Source organism: Bradyrhizobium sp. USDA3010 (genome assembly GCF_056429065.1).
In genome coordinates this window covers 242890-264422 of the sequence record NZ_JBWJZD010000001.1, presented here as the reverse complement: position 1 = coordinate 264422, position 21533 = coordinate 242890, and the positions used below count along the sequence as shown (strand labels likewise).

Genomic DNA, 21533 nt, shown 5'->3' with positions numbered 1-21533 from the left:
ATTGCTGCGAGCATTGCCGATGATCACGCAAATGCGATCAGGCAGCAGGGGTGTCGGTATGTGGATGGGCGTCTACCTGATGTCGGTGGATGACGAGTGGCCCCAACCCCTACCGTGCATGGGGTTGTTTTCGATATTTTAGTCGAACCAGGCGGCTCGAGGAGATCGCCGACGGCAAGCGCTGCACAAGCTCGTGCAGCACGCGGCTCGATCTCAATGCGCCGAGCTTGGTGTTCTGCACTGCCAGGCTGACCAATACAGCGCGCTCTACGGATCGAGCTCAGTATCCCAGTAGAGATAATCGAGCCAGCTCTCGTGCAGATAGTTCGGCGGGAACAGCCGGCCGTTGCGGTGGAGCTGATGCACCGTTGGGGCGTAGGGCGTCTGCTTCGGAAACATCTTGGCCTGTTGCGGCGTCAGATTGCCCTTGCGCAGATTGCACGGCGAGCAGGCGGCGACGACGTTCTCCCAGGTGGTCTGGCCACCCTTGCTGCGCGGAATGATGTGATCGAACGTGAGGTCGTCGCCCGACAGGCAATATTGGCAGCTGAATCGGTCGCGAAGGAAAACGTTGAACCGGGTAAAGGCGGGGTGGGTGCTTGGCTTGACGAATGATTTGAGGGATACGACGCTCGGCAACTGGATTTCGAAGGAAGGACTTCGTACCGCCCGGTCGTAATATTCGACGATGTTGACACGATCGAGGAACACCGCCTTGATCGCGTCCTGCCAGGACCAGAGCGACAGCGGGTAATAACTCAGCGGCCGGAAGTCCGCATTCAAGACCAGCACCGGCCAACCGCCTTGCGAGACATGTGCGTTCAAATAACGCTCCTGATCTCCCATTAGCTGCGAAGCAGCATGCAATCACATACTACAGGCAGCGTGACGGGATTGTGAAGAGCAATGAGCGGCTTATCCGCCATGCCCTGCCATGTTCCTGCCCCGATTGCCTCCCGCCCGCGAGGCCCGTAAAGGGAGCCGCAAGGCCCTGTCGGCCAGTGACGGACCCTGCCGATGACCACGACCACAAGCTATCTCGAGGCGCCGCGCCGGTTGCGCGCATTCGTGCGCGCGCACGAGACGAGCCTCGTGGTGCTGGCGCTGCTGATCGGCGCCATCGGCGGTCTGGTGGTGGCGGTCATGAGCGGCCTCGTCACGGTGCTGCATTCGGTGCTGTTCAATCTGCCGCTGGGCGATCGGCTGTCGAGCCAGCCCAGCATCGATCCCGTGCGCGCCCTCGTGGTTCCCACGGTCGGCGGACTGGTGCTTGGGGTAGCGTTCCTGCTGCTGCTCAGGGTCCGGCCGGCCCGGGAAATCGACCCGATCGAGGCCAACGCGCTTTATGGCGGCCGGATGTCGTTCCGCGGCAGCGTGATCGTGGCGCTGCAGACCATCTGGTCGAGCGGCGTCGGCGGCTCGGTCGGGCTCGAGGCCGGCTACACCCAGCTTTCGAGCGGTCTGGCCGCCTCGCTGGGCCGCGGCTTTCATCTCCGCCGCAACGACCAGCGAATCATGGTCGGCTGCGGCGCGGCGGCGGCGATCGCGGGCGCCTTCAGCGCGCCGCTGGCGGGCGCGTTCTACGCTTTCGAACTTGTGATCGGCGGCTATACGCCGGCGAGCCTGACCCCGGTCGGTGTGGCAGCGGTGGCCGGCTATTTCGTCGCCCATGCTTTCGAGCCGCTGCCACTTGGCGTCGGCGTCGGAACCGTCGGCGACGTGCTCGGACGGGATCTTGCGATCGCCGCGCTGCTCGGCGTCGTTGCGGCCCTGACCGGGATTGCGATCATGCGCGGGGTGGCGCTGTGCGAGACGCTGCTCGCCAAGACCCGGCTCTGGCCGCCGCTGCGGCCGGCGCTGGGCGGGCTTGCGGTCGGCGCAATGGCGCTGCTGACGCCGCAAGTGATGTCGTCGGGCCACGGCGCGCTGCGCTTCGCCGGCATCGTGGCGATGCCGCTCACCTTCATTGCCGGCGTGTTCGCGCTGAAGGCGGTCGCTTCGATCGTGTCGCTCGGTTCGGGCTTCCGCGGCGGATTGTTCTTCGCCACGCTGTTCATGGGCGCGCTCGGAGGCCGGCTGTTCGCGGCCGGCGTCGACATCGTGTGGCCGGGGCTCAACCTCGATCCCAACGCCTATGCCGTGATCGGCATGAGCGCGCTGTCGGCCTCGGTGATCGGCGGTCCACTGACGATGTCGTTCATCGCATTGGAATCCACCGGCAATCTCTGGCTCACCACCGCGGTGCTGGTCGCGGTCATCATCTCGACCACGATCACGCGTGAGTTGTTCGGCTATTCGTTCGCGACCTGGCGGCTGCATCTGCGCGGCGAGACCATCCGTAGTGCCGCCGATATCGGCTGGATCCGCGATCTCACGGTCAGCAAGATGATGCGGCAGGACATGACGACGGTGAACGCCGCGATGCCGATCGAGGCGTTTCGCGAGGAATTCCCGCCCGGCTCGAAGACCCAGGTCGTCGCGGTCGATGGTCAGGGACGTTATGCCGGGCTCGCGCTGGTCGCGGAAGCGCACGCGCCCGATCTCGAGGCCGACAAGGGGCTTGCCGCCATCCTGCGCTGCGCCGACGTGGTGCTGCATCCCGCCATGAATGTGCAGGAGGCGATCGCGGTGTTCGACGCCGCCGAAGCGGAATCGCTCGCGGTGGTCGAGGACGACGGCGACCGGCGGCCGATCGGCCTGCTCACCGAGGCGCACGCGATGCGGCGCTATGCGGAAGAATCCGAGCAGCGCCGCCGCGAGGTGATCGGCGAGATTTGATTGCGGAGGGCGCTTTCGACCCGTCATCCTGAGGTGCGAGCGCAGCGAGCCTCGAAGGATGCACGGCCACCAGCCGGGCCGTCGACCCTTCGAGACGGCCGCTTCGCGGCCACCTCAGGGTGACGGGCACAGAGGGGGCACTGTTCTTCAATACGGCGCGACTACACCGTCACCCGCTCCAGCTTCTGCAAGCAGCGCGTCACGCGCACCGCGGCCGGCATCTCGGTGTCCGGAAAGCTGGTCTTCCAGTCGGTGACGCCGACTTCGCCGACATAGATGTCGCCGCGCGAGTCCAGCGCGATGCCGTGCGGCGCCAGGAACTTGCCGGTTTCGACGCCAGGGCCGTGCTCGCCGCCGAGCCGGGCGATCCGCTTGCCGGTGTGATCCACGATCGACAGCCGCGGGCCGAGATTTGGGACCTTGCGGTTGACGGCCATGCCGGGGCCGAGCTCGCCGATCACGAAGTTCGGCTGTTTGCCGCCGCAGCAGCACAGCGCGCAGGGCCGGTGCAGATTGTTCCACTGGGTCTCGTATCTGCCGTTGCCGTCGAATACCTGGACGCGGTGATTCTCGCGGTCGGCGACATAGACCCAGCCGTCGGCGTCGGCCGCGATGTTGTGCACGATGTTGAACTGGCCGGGATCGGTGCCGGGCTCGCCCCAGGTTTTGATCAGCCTACCGTCCGGCGTGTATTTGTGAACGCAGGCATTGCCGTAACCGTCGGAGACATAGATCTCGCCGTTCGGCGACAGCGCGGTATGGGTGCAGCGGTGGAACGGCTCGCCGCTCATGAACGGCGCCGGCTTGTTCGGGATGCCGATCGTCAGCAGCACCTTGCCGTCAACAGAACATTTGCGCACGGTGTGGTCGCCGTCGTCGGTGCAATAGAGATTGTCGTCGGCATCGATATGCAGGCCGTGGGCGCGCGCGAACAGGCCTTCGCCCCAGCTCCGGATGAAGTTTCCCTCGCGGTCGAGCACCACCATCGGATGTTCGCCGCGGTTGAAGACATAGACACGGTCCTTGCTGTCGACCGCGACGGAGGCGACATCCGTCAGGTTCCAGCCATCGGGGAGTTTCGCGAAATTCTCCACCGGGCGATAGCGGTGCTCGCCGGTGCCGAGGATGGTTGGCATCGCGGTCTCCCCCTTTTCGTCATTCCGGGCTCGCGCTATGCGCGCCCCGGAATGACGGATGATCAAGTTAGCTTCGCCACCGGCCCGACATCGCGCGGCAACAGGCCTTCCTCGATCGCCTTGATCTGCAGCGCGAGATAGCGCGAGTTGATGCGGCATTGCGCGAGGCTGCCGGCGATGAACCAGAGGCCGGGCTGCGGCGTGCGCGTATACATGTTGCGCAGCTCCTGGCCGTCGCCAAAACCCCAGATCGGGCCGACGCGCGCGGCCATCGCCTCGCCGAACAGTTTCTTCACCAGCTCTTCCTGCGGCCGGTAGCCGGTCGCGAGCACGATCAGGTCGGCGGCGACCGTCTCGCCGGTCTTCAGCCGTGCGCCTTCGCTCACGAAGGTCTCGATGTCGGCAAATTGCTTCAGGTCGATCGCGCCGCTCGCGACGAGATCGGAGCACCCGACGTTGAAGTAATAGCCGCCGCCGCGGGTCAGGTACTTGAACTGCCAGCCGGTGCCGCCGTCGCCGAAATCGAGCTTGAAACCCTTGCGCGCGAGACCGTCGAGCAGCGGTCTGTCGAGCTCCTTCGACTGCTCGGTCATCAGCACATGGCTGCGCTTGGCGAGCGCGAGCGGCATCGAGGTCGCGATCAGATCGTTGTCCTCAAGCGAGCCTTCATTGTAGGCGGCATAGGCGAGCTGCGCGGACGGCTCGATATTGGTGACGAGCGTCGAGGAGCGCTGCACCAGCGTCACCTCGGCGCCGGAGGAATGCAGGTCCTGCGCGATGTCGTGGCCGCTGTTGCCGGTGCCGATCACCAGCGCGCGCTTGCCTGCCCAATGCTCGCCGTCTTCATAGCCGCTCGAATGCAGCACCTTGCCGGAGAAATTCTTCAAGCCGGGGATATCAGGCACGCTCGGAATGCCGCTGACGCCGGTCGCCATCACGACATGGCGTGGCTGCAGTTTCCGCGCCGTGCCGTCGGCGCGGCGCAGCTCGATGGTCCAGCGTCCCTGTGCATCGTCGTAGCTGCCACCGACGAATTCCGTGCCGGTCCAGAAGTTCAGCTCCATGGCATCGACGTAGGATTCGAACCAGTTGGCGAGCTTGTCCTTCGGGATGTAGGTCGGCCAGTTCGGCGGGAACGGCATGTAGGGCAAATGATTGACCTGCACCTGGTTGTGCAGGGTCAGCGCGTGGTAGCGCTTGCGCCAATTGTCGCCGACGCGCGCCTCGCGGTCGACGATCAGCGCGTCGATCTTGAGCTGTTGCAGCCGCGCGGCGATCGCAAGTCCCGCCTGTCCGCCGCCGACCACCAGCACATCGGGATCGCGGTCGACGTATTCGGCGGATGCCTTGCGCAGGTCGAGCCAGTTGGGGCCGCGGAAGTCGCGGGAATAGGCTTGTCCACGCGGCCGTGTGTGTCCCTGCTGCTCCTCGAATCCCTTCAGTTCCTCCAGCGCCGTCAGCAACGTCCAGGCCTTCAGCCGATCGTCGTCGGCGGCGTCAGGGATCAGCCGCACGATGCCGTGGCCGCGGCCAGTAGCGGTCTCGAACTTGAAGATCGCCTCGATCGCGTTCGTGCCGGCGCGCATCACCCGGCGGGGCGGCGCGCGCTCGGCATCGATGCGGAAATCATGCGGCGCGCTGCGGCGGGCATGCGCTGGCAGCTCCTCGATGATTGCAAAGGCGCGGTTGACGGTCTGGATGTTCCAGCTCAGCGCCAGCACGTCGCGCCAGTAGCTCTCGGGATGGAACAGCGGCTTCAGCAGCACATCGTCGGGGCCCGCCAGCGCATCCTCGAACTGCACAAGCCAATTGTCGGCGGCGACCGAAATATCGTCCGTCTTGTCGAGCATTGAGCGTTTCTCGTCATCGGCCGCCCTTGGTGACGTTTTCTTGGCGGCGTTCCCTTGCGCGCAAGCCTATACCCATTGGCGAGGCCGCAGAAAGGGCGTGACGGGATATCGCCTATTCGGCCAGCGACAGGATCAGGCCTTGATCCGGCGGAACGCGGCCCTGCAGGGTATCGAGATAGGCCGCGCGCACCGCGGCCGGGCCGCGCCGCTCGACGACATCGAGCCAGTTGGGCAGATGCGGCACGAGCTCCGTCCAAGCGGCGCCGAAACGCTGGTCGATGCCGCCGGGACCCCATTCCTTGGCGCGCTTGCGGATCTGGTCCGGGGCGAAGAACCACACCGGCTTGGCGCCGGGCAGCGTCGGCTCGTCCGGCTCGCTCGCGCGATGCGTGAGCCCGACCCGGCCGGAATAGACCATCTGCGCGCCGAAGTGCCGGTGCAGGGTCTCGCGCAGCGCGCTGTTGCCGGCCATGTCGACATAGGCTGTGGGCTCGGCCGCAGGGATCGCGGTGACCTGGTCATAGGTGACGACGTCGTCATAGCAGCCGAGCGAGGTGACGAAATCGACATTGCCCTTCGAGGTCAGCCCGATCACCCGGATACCGCGTTTGTGCAGGAGATGGGCGAGCCCGAACGCGGTCTTGCTCGAGGCCGACGACAGGATGACGCGGCGTGCACCGTAGAACTCGTTCTCGGCAAGGAAGTCGTCGACCAGGAACGACAGCATGAACAAGGGCAGCAGCAGCGCGCGGAAATCGCCCTGCCGGCCGGCATAGGTCGGATCGCCGGAGACGCGGGCATAGGCATTGTAGACCGGCGAGACCTCCTGCCGGTGCGCGGCACCGTCGCGCAGGCCGCGCTTGCTGACGTCGGCGGCCTCGATCACCAGATGCGTCGCCATCGGGAAATAGCCGAACAGCGTTTCGCCGGCCGCGACGGCGGGATGCTTCGAGGCCAGCACCTCGCCAAAGCCCCACACCGGGATGATGCCGTAACCCTCGGGCGCCGGGAACAGATGCCAGTACTTCAGCTGCTCGCCGATCACGGCGTAGGTGATGTTGTTGGCGGTGAAGGCGAAGCGGGTCACCTTCACCAGCAGCGCGTCGGCCGGCAGGGCCGCGGCATCGGGCAACTGCGTTTCGATCACCTTGCATTGCTGCAGGTCGTTGCGGATGACGATGAAGTCAGTGGAGTTCATGGCGATGATCCCGGCGTCAGATGCGCCGGCATCGTTGCGTCGATCGCCGGCCTTTTGCAACAGCAACTAAGTTTCAAACGCCGTTCGCCTCACCGTCACCTTGGTCAGCGAAGCTGTCCGTCGCGGTAGAGGTCGCGCAGCTTGCGCTTGAAGATCTTGCCGGTGGCCTCGCGCGGCAGCGCCTCCATGAAGCGGATGTCCCTCGGCACCTTGAAATTGGCGAGCTTGCCGCGGAGGAATTCCTGGATCGCCGCAACCGACAGCATGCTGCCGGCTTCCGGCTCGACGCAGGCGAACAGCCGCTCGCCATATTCGTCGTCGGGCACGCCGAACACCGCACAGTCGCGCACGCCTTCCATACCGATCAGGGCATTCTCGATCTCGGCGGGATAGATGTTGACGCCGCCCGAGATCACCATGTCGCGCTTGCGGTCGCACAGGAACAGATAGCCGTCCGCGTCGAGATAGCCGACGTCGCCGACGCTGATCAGGCCGTCGTGATCTGCCTCGGCGCGTGCCTTGGCATTACCGTGATAGTCGAAGTCCGAGATCAACGTCTGGCGCATGAATATCTCGCCGGGTTCACCGACGTCGCATTGCGTGCCGTCGGGCCGGAAGATCTTGACGATGCCGCCCTCGATGGCGCGGCCGACGGTGCCGGGCTTGGCCAGCGCCTCGGCGGACGAATGCCAGACCGGGATGCCGGTCTCGGTGGAGCCGAGATATTCGTTGATGACCGGTCCCCACCACTCGATCATCGCGCGCTTGACGTCGGCCGGGCAGGGCGCCGCGCCGTGCACGATGAAGCGCAGCGACGACAGATCGTAGCGGCGTCGCGTCTCTTCCGGCAGGCGCAGCAGCCGCACGAACATGGTCGGCACCATATGCATGTGGGTGACATGGTGGCGCTCGATCAACTGCAGCAGATCTTCGGGATCGAAGCGCGGCTCGAGCACGATCACGCAGCCGCAGCGGAATGCGAGCATGCCATAGGAGTGCGGCGCCGAATGATACATCGGGCCGTTCATCAGGATCACCTGATCCTCGTTCGGCTTGACGCCGTAGGTGATGGCGCCGACGCGCGTGGCCGCCGCCTGCTGCTCTGATGGCATCGGCTTGCGCTTGACGCCCTTCGGCAGTCCCGTGGTGCCGGACGTGTAGAACATCGGCGCTGCGCCGATCGGCGCCTCGGTCAGCGGTTGATGCGTTTCACGCCAGATATCCCAATCGGTCATGCCGTCGGGCACGCGCGTGGACGCCGGCGCCACGCCATAGGCCGCGGCAATCTCCGGCGGCGTCGTCACCACCAGCAGCGTGATCCCCGGCGGCAGCCCGTCGTGGATCTGCGGCAACAGATCGGCGTGACAAACCAGCGTGTCGGCCCCGCTGTCGGACAGGATGTAGGCGACCTCGTCGGCCTTCAGATGCCAGTTGATCGGCACCACCGGGCTGCCGAGCGCGGCTGCGGCGGCGACCACCTCGAACAGCGCGAAATCGTTGCGCAGCATCATGCCGACCGGCTTGCCGCCCCGAACGCCGAGCGCGCGGAAGCCGGTCGCCGCCCGCGCGATGCGGGCGTGAATGTCGCCGTAGCCGATCTGTCTGTCGCCGCTGATGATCATATTGCGTTTCTCCTGGCGCGCCTGAGAAGTCGCCGAAGCTGGTCCGGCCCGGCCGTTGAACGGCTGGGCCGCGCTGATCGGAATGACAGATAATCGACCCGGCGGATGGTGTCACGGCCGGAACGATTCGAGCGACGTCAGGCGCTGGCGCGCAGGAAATCGCTGCGGGCCTCGTTGAACTCCGCCTTCATTCGCGCCACCAGTTCGCCGACCGGCGGGGCGTCGGTGATCTGGCCGATGCCCTGGCCCGAACCCCAGATGTCGCGCCAGGCCTTGGCCTTCGTGTTGCCGCCGGAGCCGAAATTCATCTTGGACTTGTCGGCGACCGGCAGGTTGCCGGGATCGAGCCCTGCCGCTGCGATCGACGGTCCGAGGTAGTTGCCGTGCACGCCGGTGAACAGGTTCGAATAGACGATGTCGTGCGCGGCGTATTCGGTCAGCGCCTGCTTGTACCTGATGTCGGCATTGGCCTCCTCGGTCGCGATGAAGCGGGTGCCCACATAGGCGAGGTCGGCGCCGAGCGCGAGTGCGGACGCGATGCTCCAGCCGTCGGAGATCGCACCCGACAGCAGGATGGTGCCCTTGAACCATTGCTTGACCTCGCGCACCAGCGCGAACGGCGACAGCGTGCCGGCATGGCCACCCGCGCCGGCGCAGACCAGGATCAATCCGTCGACGCCCTGCTGGGCGGCCTTGCGGGCGTGCTTCACGTTGATGACGTCGTGGAACACCACGCCGCCATAGGAATGCGCGGCCTCGACGATTTCGGACGGCGGGCGCAGCGAAGTGATGATGATGGGCACCTTGTGCTTCACGCAGGTTTCCATGTCATGCATCAGCCGGTCATTGGAGGCGTGGCAGATCTGGTTGACCGCGTAGGGCGCGACCTTCTTCTCCGGATGCTTCGCCTGGTACTCGCCGAGCTCGTTCTCGATCTGTGTCAGCCATTCGTCGAGCTTCTCGACCGGGCGGGCGTTGAGCGCCGGGAATGAGCCGACGATGCCGGCCTTGCACTGCGCGATCACGAGCTCGGGCCCCGAGACGATGAACAGCGGGGAACCGACGACCGGCAGTTCAAGCCGGTTGGCGAGCGAGGCGGGCAGCGACATTGTTCGGATCCTCCATGTGCGCCGCCCGGCCGGTGCCGGGGCGAATCGCGATTTGTTGTGATGGCTGGAGCGGCGGCTCCCTTGGCGCGGCAATATAAGGCTGGACGGCTGCGTCATGACGTTCAATATTGAACAGCTGATTGGCCAGAAATGAACAGAGGCGCGGGCGGCGGCATGGACTGGGAGCTTTGCAAGACGTTCGTCGCGGTGGCGGAGACGCGCAGCTTCGCCGGCGCGGCGCGGCGGCTGCGCATCAGCCACCCCACCGTCGGCCGCAACGTCGCAGCGCTCGAGAAGCAGCTCGGGACCCGCCTATTCGCCCGTTCGAATGATGGCCTGTCCCTGACATCGCATGGCCGCAAGTTCCGCGAGCACACCGAGGTAATGGCGGCAGCAGCCCTGCGCGCGGAGGCGGCCGCGTCCGCCACCGGGGAGCAGGCCCGCGGCGTCGTGAAGCTGTCGATCGGCGCGACGCTGGCCGCGCATTGGCTGATGCCGCGCCTCGGGCCGTTCCTGCGCGATCACGCCAACATCCAGCTCGAGATCATCACCCACCCGTTTCCGGCGAGTGTCAGGCGCCGGGAGGCCGACGTGGTGCTGCGGCCGGTCGACGCCGGCGACGAGAACCTGATCGGGCGCAAGATCGGACGGCTCGGCGCCGGCTTCTACGCGTCACGCGGCTATGCCGCCGGGCGCAAGCTGCCGGAGCGGCCGGACGAGTGGCGGGGGCACAGCGTGATCGGGTTTGCCGACCAGGCATCGAATGCGCGGCTGGCGCGGTGGAGCGATGTCATCACGCGGCAGGGCACGCTGGTGATGCGCTGCTCCTCGCAGGGCGACATGCTGGCGGCGGCGCGGGCCGGGCTTGGGATTTGCGCGCTGTCCTGTTTGGTCGGGGCCGACTATCCCGATCTGGCTCGGGTCGCTCCGCAAAAGCTGTCGAGCCTCTCCGATCTCTGGCTGCTCGCCCATCCCGACCTGGTCGAGCTTCCCCCGGTGCGTGCCGTCATCGGCTTCGTCACCGATTGCGCGCGCGAGGATCGCGTCAGGCTGCGCGGCTAGAGCCGGTTCTCAGGCTCGCGCCCGCCACAGCGTCAACGCAAGCAGCATAAAGACGGCGCACGTCCACAGCGCCTGCCAGTTCTCTGGTCCTTCGTTGAAGCCCACATAGATGGCGGCTGCGACAAAAATGCCGGCAAAGATCGATTCCGCCAGAGGGCGGACTCCCTTCGTAGCAGGATTGAGCAATGTCATGGCCGCGAACGGCACCGCCGCCATGGTCAGAGGCGCGAAAGGAAAATCGATGAAGCGCGGGTCAAATATCAGGCCCAGTGCGGCCGCCGTCCCGATCACCGTGGTGACGATCAAGGCCAATCCGTGCACGGTCACCAGCACCGTTTCGGTGTGGTAGCCCTTCGGACCCAACAATTCCTGGAAGCTGGGCGGCGCGCGACCCGACATCAGCGCGTTGGCGCCGAACACCGGCGAGGCTGTTGCCGCCGCCAGAAGCGAGCCCCACACAAGCCAGCCTCCCGTTCCATGGCTTTCATAGACCAGTCTTTGCGTGGCCACCCCGAACAGGATTCCGGTTGTGGTCGCCGAGAGTCCGACCGCGAGCCATGACACGAATTCGGGCTCGTTCGGCTTGCGGCGCGAGGTCAGCCAGGCTGCGCCGAACACCAGGATCGCCAGCGCCATTCCGCTGCACATTTGCAGTTTCCAGAACGGAAAATTGCTGATCGGCAGGCCAGGCGGATATTTCAGCGTGCGCGCTTCCGAATCGAACAGGCCCCAGGATCCGCCGACCGTGCCCTCGATCTCCCGCTTCCATCCCTCGTCATAGGCCTCGAACAGGTTGACGCGGAAATGCTCGCGCCGGGCAAGGTCGAGCACTTCCGAGACGACCCGCGCCTGATTGACGCGCGATGGCAGCGCGGATTCGCGCATCCGCCCTTCACTCGGCCAACCTATTTCTCCGATAAAGATCTCCTTGCCCGGAAAAACCGCCGCGATCTGCCGGCGCATCTCGTCGGCGTGAGCCGCGGCACGTTCCGCGGGGATTGGGATATTCTCCCAGTAGGGCAGGATATGAACCGTGACGAAATCGACGGCGTCGGAAAGTTCGCGATTGCTCAGCCAGAACTCCCAGACGTCGGCGTAGGTGACGGGGACGCTAACCTGCGCCTTGATCGAGCGGATCAGGTCACCGAGGTCGGACGCCGACATTTCCTTGCGCAGCAGAACCTCGTTGCCGACCACGAGAGCAATGATCGTGTCTGGATATTGCTTGGCGAGGCGTATCGCCGTTTCGACCTGCGTTGCATTCTTCTTTCGATCCCGATCGAGGAAAATGCCCTGAATGACTTTCAGCCCCGCCCTGGCTGCGAGCCCGGGAATCTGGTCGAGACCGAGATCGGTCGCATAGGTGCGGATGCAGTCGGATATCTTCGCGAGTTGCGCGAGATCTTCCGCGATCTGTTCCGGCGTGACCTGCGTCGCGGGAGCAAGTGATGTCTGATTGTTGCGGAACGGGGCGTAGGAGATGCACTGGACTTTATCGCTCGGATCGATCGGAGCGCGCACCAGGCTGACCGGGATGCCCAGCCACCACCACGCCGCGGCGATAGCCCCGAGGGATATCAGGAGAAGCAGCGGAGTGCGAAGTGAAACCAGGTCCGTCCTCCTTGCAGGAAGGATGTGCTGGGCAAAATGGGCGAGGCCGGCAAATTGAATGAGTATTCGTCTGTTGATGCTATAACACGCGTTCACGCAGTTGGAATGTTTTCTCGACGACCTACTTCGCGCCGGCGATCACGCCTTCGCGATTCCTGAGCACGCGATAATACGCCCACCACAGATGCGCGGCGGCGCCGCGCAGCGGACGCCACGGCTCGGCAAGCGGTGCCATCTGCTTCGGCGTCGGCCGCTCCTTCAGCCCGAGCCCGACCCTGACCGCTTCCTGGACGGCGAGGTCGCCCGCCGGCCACGCATCGCCATGGCCGAGGCAGAACAAGAGATAGACGTCGGCGGTCCACGGGCCGATCCCGGGCAGCGCGGTCAGCGTGTTGTGCGCCGCATCGGCCTCTTCGTTGGCGAGCACGTCGAGATTCAGCCGCTCCTCGGCGAGCTCGCGCGCGATATGCTTCAGCGTCTTGATCTTGGCTGCCGAGAGCCCGAGCCGGCCGAGCCGGTCGGCCCGCGCCTTGCGGATCGCATCATGGTGGAACGGGTCGAACGCCTGGCTCACGCGGCCCCAGATAGCGGCAGCACTCGCGGTCGACAGCTGCTGACCGCAGATGATCGCGGCAAGCCCCGCAAACCCCGGCTCGCGCTGCCGGATGGCCGGCATGCCGGTCAGTTCGAGGATCGGGCGCAGCCGGCGATCCTGGTCGACCAGTTTGTGGATGGCCTCGTCGAGGTCGGCCTGGGTTTCGAGATGGATCAGCATTGCGGGATCTGCATTCGGCTCGTCATGCGCGGGCTTGACCCGCGCATCCATCTCCTATCGTAACAGAGTCTTGTCCAGCCGCATGGTCCGGAAAAGTGGAAACCGGTTTTCGCTTGCGACAAACGCAATGCGTTTGCGCGAAGATCATGCCCAAACAAGGATCGCCGGGTCGGGCCCGGCAATGACCCGCGATCGAACGCCATGCCACCCGTTTTCCGTTTCGCCCCGAGTCCGAATGGCTACCTGCATCTCGGCCATGCCTATTCGGCGCTGCTCAACCACGACCTGGCGCGTGCCGCGGGCGGACGCTTCCTGCTGCGGATCGAGGACATCGACGCGACGCGCTGCCGGGTCGAATTCGAGCAGACGATCTACGAGGATCTGGCCTGGCTCGGCATCGCCTGGGAGACCCCGGTGCGGCGGCAGTCGGAGCATTTTGCCGCCTACCGCGCGGCGGTCGACCGCCTGTCGGCCGAGCGGCTGGTCTATCCGAGCTTCGAGAGCCGCGCCGAGATCGCGCGGCTGGTCGCGGAACGCGAGGCCGCTGGCGCGTGGCCGCGCGATCCGGACGGCGGGCCGCTCTATCCGGGAACGGCGAAATCCCTCTCGGCCGAGCAGCGCGACCGACTGATCGGGCAGGGCGCGCCGTTCGCGCTGCGGCTCGACATGGCGGCAGCATGCGCGCGCAGCGGCGGCCTGCGCTGGCAGGAAGCGGGTGAGGGTCCGGCCGGCGAGACCGGGGACGTGGCGGCCCGGCCGGAGGCTTGGGGCGACGTGATCCTGGCGCGCAAGGAGACCCCAACCAGTTACCATCTCTCGGTCGTGATCGACGACGCCCTGCAAGGCGTCACCGATGTGGTCAGGGGCGTTGACCTGTTCTGGTCAACCAGCGTGCATCGGCTGCTGCAGAAGCTGCTCGGCCTGCCCGTGCCGGCCTACCGGCACCATGCGCTGATCCGGGACGCCGCCGGCCAAAAGCTGTCGAAATCGACCCGGGCGACCGGACTGCGCGAGCTGCGGGCGGAGGGCGCTAGCCCGGCCGATATCCGCCGCCTGGTCGGCTTGCCATAGATCCGGCCGCATTTGATCGCGAAGCACGGTGGTTACCATCACAGGGCACCGCTGCGGCGAGCCGCAAACGGCGCCGTGACACCGGCCCGCCGGGCATGCCATGTTGTTATCAGGGGCGGGGATCACGGAGACCATGGCGTCAAAATCGCGCGTACGGCGCAGCAAGCGGCAATCCAAACGGATGCCGCCGAAGCCGAGCGCTGCCAAGACGCGCGCTACCAAGACGCGCGCCGTGAAGGCGGCGGCCAAGCCGGGCCGCAAGCGGGCTGCGCCGAAGGCCTCCCCGAAGGCCGGTCCCGGCCTGATCGAGACCGCGCTTGCTTCCTTTGCCCATGAGGTCCGGACTCCGTTGACCGGAATCCTGGCGATCAGCAACCTGCTCGCGACATCGGATCTCGGCGAGCGCGAGCGGCGCTGGGTCGATACCATCAAGGCCGGCGCCGAGCATCTGGCGAGCCTTGCGACCCTGTTCGTCGACGCTGCCCGGAGCGAGGGGCCGGGACTCGAGATCCGGCAGGATTTCTTCGACCTGCGCACGCTGGCGCGCCACGCCGGGGATTCGCTGGCCGGCCGTGCCGCAGCCAAGGGATTGCGGGCCTCGGTCGAGATCTCCGCGAAGCTGCCGGCGTTTGCGGTCGGCGATCCCGTCCGGCTGCGGGCGGCGCTGGAAAACCTGATCGACAACGCCGTCAAGTTCACCGAGCAGGGCAGCATCGAGCTGCATGTCGCGCCGGTGCGCGCGGCCAAGGGAGCGGTCAAGGGAGCGGCCAAGGGAAAGGCGGACGGCAGGATCGGCGTTGCCTTTGTGATCTCCGACAGCGGCATCGGCCTGACGCTATCGGAGGTCAAGCGCCTGTTCCGGCCGTTCTCGCAGGCCAATGTCTCGATCGCCGCGCGGTTCGGCGGCGCCGGGCTCGGCCTGTCCTCGGTCAAGCAGCTCGCGCGCGCCATGGGCGGCGACATCGTCGTGGCCCAGCGCAAGGGCGGCGGCACCGTCTTCACGCTCAACGTGGTGCTGGTTTCAGCCGCAGGACCGGCCGGCGCTGCGTCGAGCGAAGGCGCGGCGGTGCCGTCATCGCAGGGACTGCGGCTGCTCAGCGTCGAGGACAATCCGTTCGGCCGCGTCGTGCTCAACACGATCCTGACCGAACTCGGTCACCATGCCGAATTCATCGGTCAGGGTGAGGGGGCGCCCGATCGGCTCGGACAGGGGGCCTTCGATGCCGTGCTGATGGACATGGTGCTGCCCGGCATCGGCGGTGTCGAAGCTATCAAGCGCATCCGCGCGCTGCCGCCGCCGCACGGCCGCATCGTGATCGTCGGGATCTCCGGGCGTGCCGAGGACGAGGCCGCGGCGCGCGCCGCCGGCGCCGACGCCTTCCTGGTCAAACCTGTTTCTCCGCGGGCGCTCGCGACTGCTCTGCTTGAAGCGGCACGCCGTGCGGCAGCCGCGACTTGATGATCGCCGCGTTCAGCTCGCCGCCGAACACGAAGATCGCGGCGATGAAATACAGGAACACCAGTGCGATCACCACCGAGGCGAGCCCCGCATACATCGTGACGTAGTTGTTGGCGAAGCGCGCCAGATACATGCCGAAGCCGATGCCCGAGATCAGCGACGCCACTATGGTGAAGATGATGCCGGGCAGGATCTGCGTGAAGCCGCGGCGGCCCGCCGGCAGCCAGGCGTGCAGGATGAAGAGCGCGACGACCAGCGCCAGCACGGTGATGCCGTAACGGGCGGTGTTGAGCAGGCTCTCGTTCGATTCGACGAAGAACGGAATATAGCGCCGCGCCGCCTCGATGATCAGCGGCCCGAGCACGATCAGGAATGCCATCGCGAGCGAGGTGAACGCCGCGACCAGCGTGTAGCCGATCGATTCCAGCCGCAGCCAGTACCAGCGCCGCGGCTCGATCACGGCATAGGCGCGGTTCAGCGCCACCCGCAGCGCCTCGACGCCGTTGGAGGCGAAGTACACCGCGAGCACCGCGCCGATGGTCAGGATGCCGCCGCGGGTGTTGGTCAGCACGTCGTGGATCTGGCCGGACAAGGCCTCGGCGACCTGCTGTGGCCAGACCTGCAGCAACAGTCCGACGGCCTGGTCGGCAAGCTCCTTGGAGCCGAAGAAGCCGGCCACCGACGTCAGCACGATCAGGAACGGAAACAGCGCCATCAGGGTCGACAGCGCGATGTGGCTCGCGATCGCCCAGCCGTCGTCGGCGAGGAACGTGTAAAAGGCATCCATCACGACGTGGTAGACGTAACGAAGCTGCTTCACATTCCACCCGGCATTGTCGAAAACCGCTCGGTCCGAGGACGGACCCAGCATCTGATATTACGCAGTGAAAAGCCAGTTGGTTGCATGCGCCGCCTGTGTGGAAGTCCGCGTCCTGCGGTGTTATGTACCGCAGATGACATCTGTCCTCAGCACGATCATTCTTCCCGTTGCCGTCGGCGCCGTCGCGCTGGTGCTCCTGCTCGGCCTCGTCAACATGATGAAGGGCGGCTCGCCGAACACATCGCAGAAGCTGATGCGGCTGCGCGTGCTGCTGCAGTTCGTCGCCATCGTCATCGCGATGCTCGCGGTCTGGGCGATGGGGCGATAGACGCGATGCGCAAACCTTAGAGGATCACGGCCATGGTCGTACTCAATCGGATCTACACGCGCACCGGCGATGACGGCACCACCGCGCTCGGCTCCGGCGAACGGCGGCCGAAATACGATTTGCGGGTTGCAGCCTATGGCACCGTCGACGAGACCAATGCCGCGATCGGCGTGGTGCGGCTGCACCTGGCCGACAGTCCCGAGGTCGATGCGATGCTCGGCCGGATCCAGAACGATCTGTTCGATCTCGGCGCCGACCTTGCGGTGCCCGAGCGCGAGGGCAAGGCTGAGCGTCTGCGGGTGCTGGCGAGCCAGGTCGAGCGGCTCGAGCATGACATCGACAGCCTCAACGACCAGTTGGCGCCGCTGACCTCGTTCGTGCTTCCCGGCGGCACGCCGGCTTCTGCATATCTGCATCTCACCCGCACGATATGTCGCCGCGCGGAACGCATGATGGTGGAACTCGCAGCCCGGCCGGACGAGACGGTCAATGCCGCTGGCATCCAGTATATGAACCGACTGTCGGATTTCCTGTTCGTGGCCAGCCGCTTCCAGAATAATAAAGGGGCCGGTGACGTGTTGTGGGTGCCGGGCCAGAACCGCTAAACTGGTTCAAAATCGAGGGACGGTTTTTTGGCTTTGCCGCGTTGACCGGGGGGTACGGGACCTTTAGGTTCCGCGCCAGCCAACCGAAACCCATAAAATCAAAGCGAAAGAGGATCGATGAAGGTTCTTGTGCCGGTAAAGCGGGTCGTCGACTACAACGTCAAGGTCCGCGTCAAGAGTGACGGGACGGGCGTGGAGCTCGCCAACGTCAAGATGTCGATGAACCCGTTCGACGAAATTGCCGTCGAGGAAGCGCTGCGGCTGAAGGAAGCCGGCAAGGCGACCGAAGTGGTGGTGGTGTCGATCGGACCGGCGCAGGCTTCCGAGACCATTCGCACCGGGCTCGCGATGGGTGCCGACCGCGGCATCCTCGTCAAGGCCGAAGGTAATGTCGAGCCGCTCGCGGTTGCCAAGATCCTCAAGGCGGTGGTCGAGGCGGAGCAGCCCGGCCTCGTCATCCTCGGCAAGCAGGCGATTGACGACGATAGCAATCAGACTGGTCAGATGCTGGCCGCGCTGCTCGGCTGGTCGCAGGCGACCTTCGCCTCCAAGCTCGAGGTCGAAGGCTCCGACTTCAAGGTCACGCGCGAAGTCGACGGCGGCCTGCAGACCATCAAGCTCAAGGGCCCGGCGATCGTCACCACTGACCTGCGCCTCAACGAGCCACGCTATGCGTCGCTGCCCAACATCATGAAGGCGAAGAAGAAGCCGATCGACGACAAGAGCGCGTCGGATTACGGCGTCGATCTCACGCCGCGTCTGGAAGTGCTGAAGACCGCGGAACCGGCAGACCGCAAGGCGGGCGTCAAGGTCAAGGACGTCGCCGAACTCGTGAACAAGCTCAAGACCGAAGCCGGGGTTCTCTGATGACGACGCTGTTGATTGCTGAACACGACCACGAGACGCTGAAGGACTCGACCAACAAGGCGCTGACCGCGGCGAGCCAGCTCGGCGGCGACGTCCACGTGCTGGTTGCCGGTGGCGGCCAGGGCACCAAGGCGGCGGCGGAAGCGGCCGCCAAGCTTGCCGGCGTCACCAAGGTGCTGGTGGCCGAAGGCCCCGCCTATGAGCACGATCTTGCCGAGCCGCTGGCTGCGCTGATCGTCGCGCTGGCGCCGGGCTACGATGCGTTCGTCGCGCCCGCGACCTCGCGCTTCAAGAACGTGATGCCGCGCGTCGCAGCGCTGCTCGACGTCATGCAGGTCTCCGAGATCATCAAGGTCGTCGCGCCCGACACCTATGAGCGGCCGATCTATGCCGGCAACGCGATCCAGACCGTGAAGTCGAAGGACGCCAAGAAGGTGATCACGGTCCGCACCTCGACCTTCGCCGCGGCCGGCGAAGGCGGCAGCGCCGCGATCGAGAACGCCGCATCCGCCGCCGATCCGGGCCTGTCGACGTTCGTCGGCGAGGAAGTCGCCAAGAGCGACCGTCCGGAACTGACCTCGGCCAAGATCATCGTCTCGGGCGGCCGGGCCATGCAGAGCCGCGAGAACTTCGCCAAGTACATCGAGCCGCTCGCCGACAAGCTCGGCGCCGGCGTCGGCGCCTCGCGTGCCGCGGTCGATGCCGGCTATGCGCCGAACGACTGGCAGGTGGGCCAGACCGGCAAGGTGGTGGCCCCGGAACTCTATGTCGCGGTCGGCATCTCCGGCGCGATCCAGCATCTGGCCGGCATGAAGGACTCCAAGGTGATCGTCGCCATCAACAAGGATGAGGACGCACCGATCTTCCAGGTCGCCGATTACGGCCTGGTCGCCGACCTCTACCAGGCGGTTCCGGAGCTGACCGAAGCGCTCGGCAAGCTCGGAAAGTAAGCGACAAGACACCGGCCGGGTGGGTAAGCTGCGGCCGGTGTTACTATTCTTGGGGCGCAACTCTTGGGGCGCAACGATCCGGAAACGGTTTTCCGAAAGGATCGTGTCCGGCAGGGAAGATGGATCGGGTGCGATTACGTCGTAATCACATCATGGTCCCGGGAAGCGTTTTCCGGCGGATTGGGCAACCCGGAAGGCTTCACTTCGGGTATCGTTGGAATTGGGCAGGCGCGACATGCGCGCCGTTCCGGTGGATGACAAGATGACGGTGGCAATCAAAAAGGTCGGCGTGATCGGTTCGGGCCAGATGGGCAATGGTATTGCCCATGTGGCGGCGCTGGCCGGTTTCGACGTGGTGCTCAATGACGTCTCCGCGGACCGGCTGAAGTCGGCGCTGGCGACCATCAACGGCAATCTGACCCGCCAGGTCGCCAAGAAGGCGATCAGCGAGGGCGAGCGCAAGCAGGCGCTCGACCGCATCACCTCCGCCGAGGCGATCGATGCGCTGGCCGATTGCGATCTCGTGATCGAGACCGCGGTCGAAAAGGAAGAGACCAAGCGCAAGATTTTCCACGACGTCTGTGCGGTGCTGAAGCCGGAAGCGATCGTCGCGACCAACTCGTCGTCGATCTCGATCACACGGCTCGCGGCCTCGACCGACCGCCCGGAGAAATTCATCGGCATTCACTTCATGAATCCGGTGCCGGCGATGGAGTTGGTCGAGCTGATCCGCGGCATCGCCACCGACGACACGACCTTCGACACCGCCAAGGCGTTCGTCGCCAAGCTCGGCAAGCAGGTCGCGGTGTCGGAAGATTTCCCCGCCTTCATCGTCAACCGCATTCTGCTGCCGATGATCAACGAGGCGATCTACACGCTGTATGAGGGCGTCGGTAACGTCGAGGCGATCGATGCCGCGATGAAGCTCGGCGCGCACCATCCGATGGGCCCGCTCGAGCTCGCCGATTTCATCGGCCTCGACACCTGCCTGTCGATCATGCAGGTGCTGCACGAGGGGCTCGCCGATTCCAAGTACCGGCCGTGCCCGCTGCTGGTGAAATATGTCGAGGCCGGCTGGCTCGGACGCAAGAGCCAGCGCGGCTTCTATGACTACCGCGGCGACAAGCCGGTCCCGACGCGGTAATCCACGCGCTCTGGTCAGATATCAGCGTCCGCGCCGTGCAAGCGTCGCAGGCGCTGCGCACGCTCGGTGCGGCCTTTGCCGCAAAGGCGGCCTGACCTCGGAAGCATTGGCCGCTCCTCATTCTGTCACGCGGCATCCCGCGCGCTTGAGCATGTCGCGGATGATCAGCGGCGTGGCCGGTGTCTCGGTTGCCGCCGTGGCAGCCGCGCTTGCGATCGCGTCACGCGCCTGACGCGCGTCGAGTGTCAGCCGCCGCGCGCAGGGCGGCAGGCCGCGTGCGGCATCGAGCAGCCAGCCGACGGTTTCGCCGGTACCGGCCAGATAGGCCGTCAGCGTCTGTCGCGCGGTCGGATTGGTCGCGGCCTGGTCCAGCATGGCCCTGACTTGTGCGACCGAGATCTGCCCGCGCGATGTCGAGGGCTGCGCGTGAGCCGCGGTCGTCAATAGAAGGACGGCGCAGATGGCGTGAGCGGGACGGACGAGCATGACTTCATCTCCTGAGACAGGTTGACTTGCAGATATTAATTATCGTAAAACGATAATATCAGATCAGCAATCCCGAGGTCGAGCCATGTCCGCGTCCCTCTCGTCAGAGCTTTCCCCCACCCCGCGGCCGGGCCGCCTCGAACGCATCCGCGCGGTCAGCCGCGTGCTTGCCTACGCCTGCACTGGCATCTCGTTCGTGCTCGCGGTTGGCTTGCTGGCCTATTGGCTGGCGAGCCCGGATGAGGCGATCCTGCGCGATGCAGGGCTGACCAGCATTGCGTTCCATCCGATCGGCTGGCTCGTCCGCCTGATGGGTCTCGTGGTCTCGGCGTTGCCGCTCGCCTGTCTGATCTGGGGCTTGTCGCGCGTGCGCCGCGCTTTCACGTCGTTCGCGGCAGGCCGCTTCTTCACGGCGGCAAACGTCGCCGGGTTGCGTGACCTCGCGATCGCGATGCTGCTCTCGACCTTGCTGAAGCCGGTGATCGGCGCGTTGCTTTCAATCCTGCTGAGCTGGCAAACCTACGCGCAGGGCAAGTCCGTCGTCATCGTGCTCGGCTCCGACACGCTGCTGGCGCTGCTGTTCGCGGGTCTGGTTGCGGTGACGGCCTGGGTGATGGCCGAAGCCAATGCGATCGCCGACGAGCACGCGCAATTCGTCTGAG

The 21533-nt window shown here is 65.7% G+C and carries 20 protein-coding genes; 10 read left to right on the top strand and 10 right to left on the bottom strand.

Translation table 11 applies throughout. The features are described 5' to 3' along the window. Nucleotides 1–267 precede the first annotated feature (267 nt). Nucleotides 268–825, bottom strand: a complete 558-nt coding sequence (locus AC066Y_RS01115; protein ID WP_456760521.1) for an HNH endonuclease — start codon at nt 823–825, stop codon at nt 268–270. A 192-nt stretch (nt 826–1017) separates the two neighbouring features. Between AC066Y_RS01115 and AC066Y_RS01110 the strand changes: the two genes are divergently transcribed. After that, the gene (locus AC066Y_RS01110) at nt 1018–2778 is read left to right on the top strand and encodes a chloride channel protein (protein ID WP_478272282.1); all 1761 of its coding nucleotides are present in this window, start codon (nt 1018–1020) and stop codon (nt 2776–2778) included. A gap of 161 nt (nt 2779–2939) precedes the next feature. Here the strand turns inward: AC066Y_RS01110 and AC066Y_RS01105 are convergent, their stop codons facing one another. From AC066Y_RS01105 to AC066Y_RS01085, 5 genes are all read right to left on the bottom strand, one after another. After that, nucleotides 2940–3914 (bottom strand): peptidyl-alpha-hydroxyglycine alpha-amidating lyase family protein, encoded by a 975-nt coding sequence (locus AC066Y_RS01105; protein WP_478272281.1) that lies wholly within the window; start codon nt 3912–3914, stop codon nt 2940–2942. 62 nt (nt 3915–3976) lie between these two features. Continuing rightward, nucleotides 3977–5764 (bottom strand): flavin-containing monooxygenase, encoded by a 1788-nt coding sequence (locus AC066Y_RS01100; protein ID WP_478272280.1) that lies wholly within the window; start codon nt 5762–5764, stop codon nt 3977–3979. A 112-nt stretch (nt 5765–5876) separates the two neighbouring features. Next, nucleotides 5877–6962 (bottom strand): DUF2855 family protein, encoded by a 1086-nt coding sequence (locus AC066Y_RS01095; protein WP_478272279.1) that lies wholly within the window; start codon nt 6960–6962, stop codon nt 5877–5879. A gap of 104 nt (nt 6963–7066) precedes the next feature. Beyond that, entirely contained in the window at nt 7067–8662 is a 1596-nt protein-coding gene (locus AC066Y_RS01090) for an acyl-CoA synthetase (protein WP_478272567.1), read from the bottom strand. A gap of 59 nt (nt 8663–8721) precedes the next feature. Further along, entirely contained in the window at nt 8722–9693 is a 972-nt protein-coding gene (locus AC066Y_RS01085) for an NAD(P)H-dependent flavin oxidoreductase (protein ID WP_478272278.1), read from the bottom strand. Nucleotides 9694–9867: 174 nt separating this feature from the next. Between AC066Y_RS01085 and AC066Y_RS01080 the strand changes: the two genes are divergently transcribed. Further along, nucleotides 9868–10755, top strand: coding sequence for a LysR family transcriptional regulator (locus AC066Y_RS01080; protein WP_478272566.1), 888 nt, complete (start codon nt 9868–9870; stop codon nt 10753–10755). A gap of 9 nt (nt 10756–10764) precedes the next feature. Here the strand turns inward: AC066Y_RS01080 and AC066Y_RS01075 are convergent, their stop codons facing one another. Continuing rightward, nucleotides 10765–12366, bottom strand: coding sequence for a glycoside hydrolase family 17 protein (locus tag AC066Y_RS01075; protein ID WP_478272565.1), 1602 nt, complete (start codon nt 12364–12366; stop codon nt 10765–10767). A 121-nt stretch (nt 12367–12487) separates the two neighbouring features. Then, complete coding sequence (locus AC066Y_RS01070) at nt 12488–13141, bottom strand: DNA-3-methyladenine glycosylase family protein (protein ID WP_478272564.1); 654 nt, start codon at nt 13139–13141, stop codon at nt 12488–12490. 201 nt (nt 13142–13342) lie between these two features. Between AC066Y_RS01070 and gluQRS the strand changes: the two genes are divergently transcribed. Next, nucleotides 13343–14212: a tRNA glutamyl-Q(34) synthetase GluQRS gene (gluQRS, locus tag AC066Y_RS01065; protein ID WP_478272277.1), complete on the top strand. Its 870-nt coding sequence runs from the start codon at nt 13343–13345 to the stop codon at nt 14210–14212. A 133-nt stretch (nt 14213–14345) separates the two neighbouring features. After that, nucleotides 14346–15671, top strand: a complete 1326-nt coding sequence (locus AC066Y_RS01060) for an ATP-binding protein (protein ID WP_478272276.1) — start codon at nt 14346–14348, stop codon at nt 15669–15671. On the opposite strand, the gene AC066Y_RS01055 is transcribed toward AC066Y_RS01060, so the two are convergent. Further along, on the bottom strand, nt 15598–16458 hold the full coding sequence (locus AC066Y_RS01055; RefSeq protein ID WP_478272563.1) for a YihY/virulence factor BrkB family protein: 861 nt from the start codon (nt 16456–16458) through the stop codon (nt 15598–15600). The two genes, AC066Y_RS01060 and AC066Y_RS01055, sit on opposite strands and share 74 nt — an antisense overlap. Nucleotides 16459–16624: 166 nt before the next feature. Between AC066Y_RS01055 and AC066Y_RS01050 the strand changes: the two genes are divergently transcribed. The 5 genes from AC066Y_RS01050 to AC066Y_RS01030 all read left to right on the top strand — a co-directional run bounded on the left by AC066Y_RS01050 (nt 16625) and on the right by AC066Y_RS01030 (nt 20385). After that, on the top strand, nt 16625–16819 hold the full coding sequence (locus AC066Y_RS01050) for a twin transmembrane helix small protein (RefSeq protein WP_092123256.1): 195 nt from the start codon (nt 16625–16627) through the stop codon (nt 16817–16819). Nucleotides 16820–16851: 32 nt separating this feature from the next. Next, nucleotides 16852–17424 (top strand): cob(I)yrinic acid a,c-diamide adenosyltransferase, encoded by a 573-nt coding sequence (locus AC066Y_RS01045; protein ID WP_478272275.1) that lies wholly within the window; start codon nt 16852–16854, stop codon nt 17422–17424. 117 nt (nt 17425–17541) lie between these two features. After that, nucleotides 17542–18291 carry an electron transfer flavoprotein subunit beta/FixA family protein gene (locus AC066Y_RS01040; protein ID WP_478272274.1) on the top strand — a complete coding sequence of 250 codons (750 nt, stop codon included), beginning with the start codon at nt 17542–17544 and terminating at the stop codon, nt 18289–18291. After that, nucleotides 18291–19241, top strand: a complete 951-nt coding sequence (locus AC066Y_RS01035; protein WP_063695509.1) for an electron transfer flavoprotein subunit alpha/FixB family protein — start codon at nt 18291–18293, stop codon at nt 19239–19241. The genes AC066Y_RS01040 and AC066Y_RS01035 overlap by 1 nt, the downstream gene beginning before the upstream one ends. A gap of 262 nt (nt 19242–19503) precedes the next feature. After that, on the top strand, nt 19504–20385 hold the full coding sequence (locus AC066Y_RS01030; RefSeq protein ID WP_229170623.1) for a 3-hydroxybutyryl-CoA dehydrogenase: 882 nt from the start codon (nt 19504–19506) through the stop codon (nt 20383–20385). Nucleotides 20386–20502: 117 nt separating this feature from the next. Here the strand turns inward: AC066Y_RS01030 and AC066Y_RS01025 are convergent, their stop codons facing one another. Beyond that, on the bottom strand, nt 20503–20871 hold the full coding sequence (locus AC066Y_RS01025) for a chlorophyllide reductase (RefSeq protein WP_478272273.1): 369 nt from the start codon (nt 20869–20871) through the stop codon (nt 20503–20505). A gap of 85 nt (nt 20872–20956) precedes the next feature. Here AC066Y_RS01025 and AC066Y_RS01020 point away from each other — a divergent pair, with 85 nt between their 5' ends. After that, entirely contained in the window at nt 20957–21532 is a 576-nt protein-coding gene (locus AC066Y_RS01020; protein WP_478272272.1) for a DUF2975 domain-containing protein, read from the top strand. Nucleotide 21533: the final 1 nt, after the last annotated feature.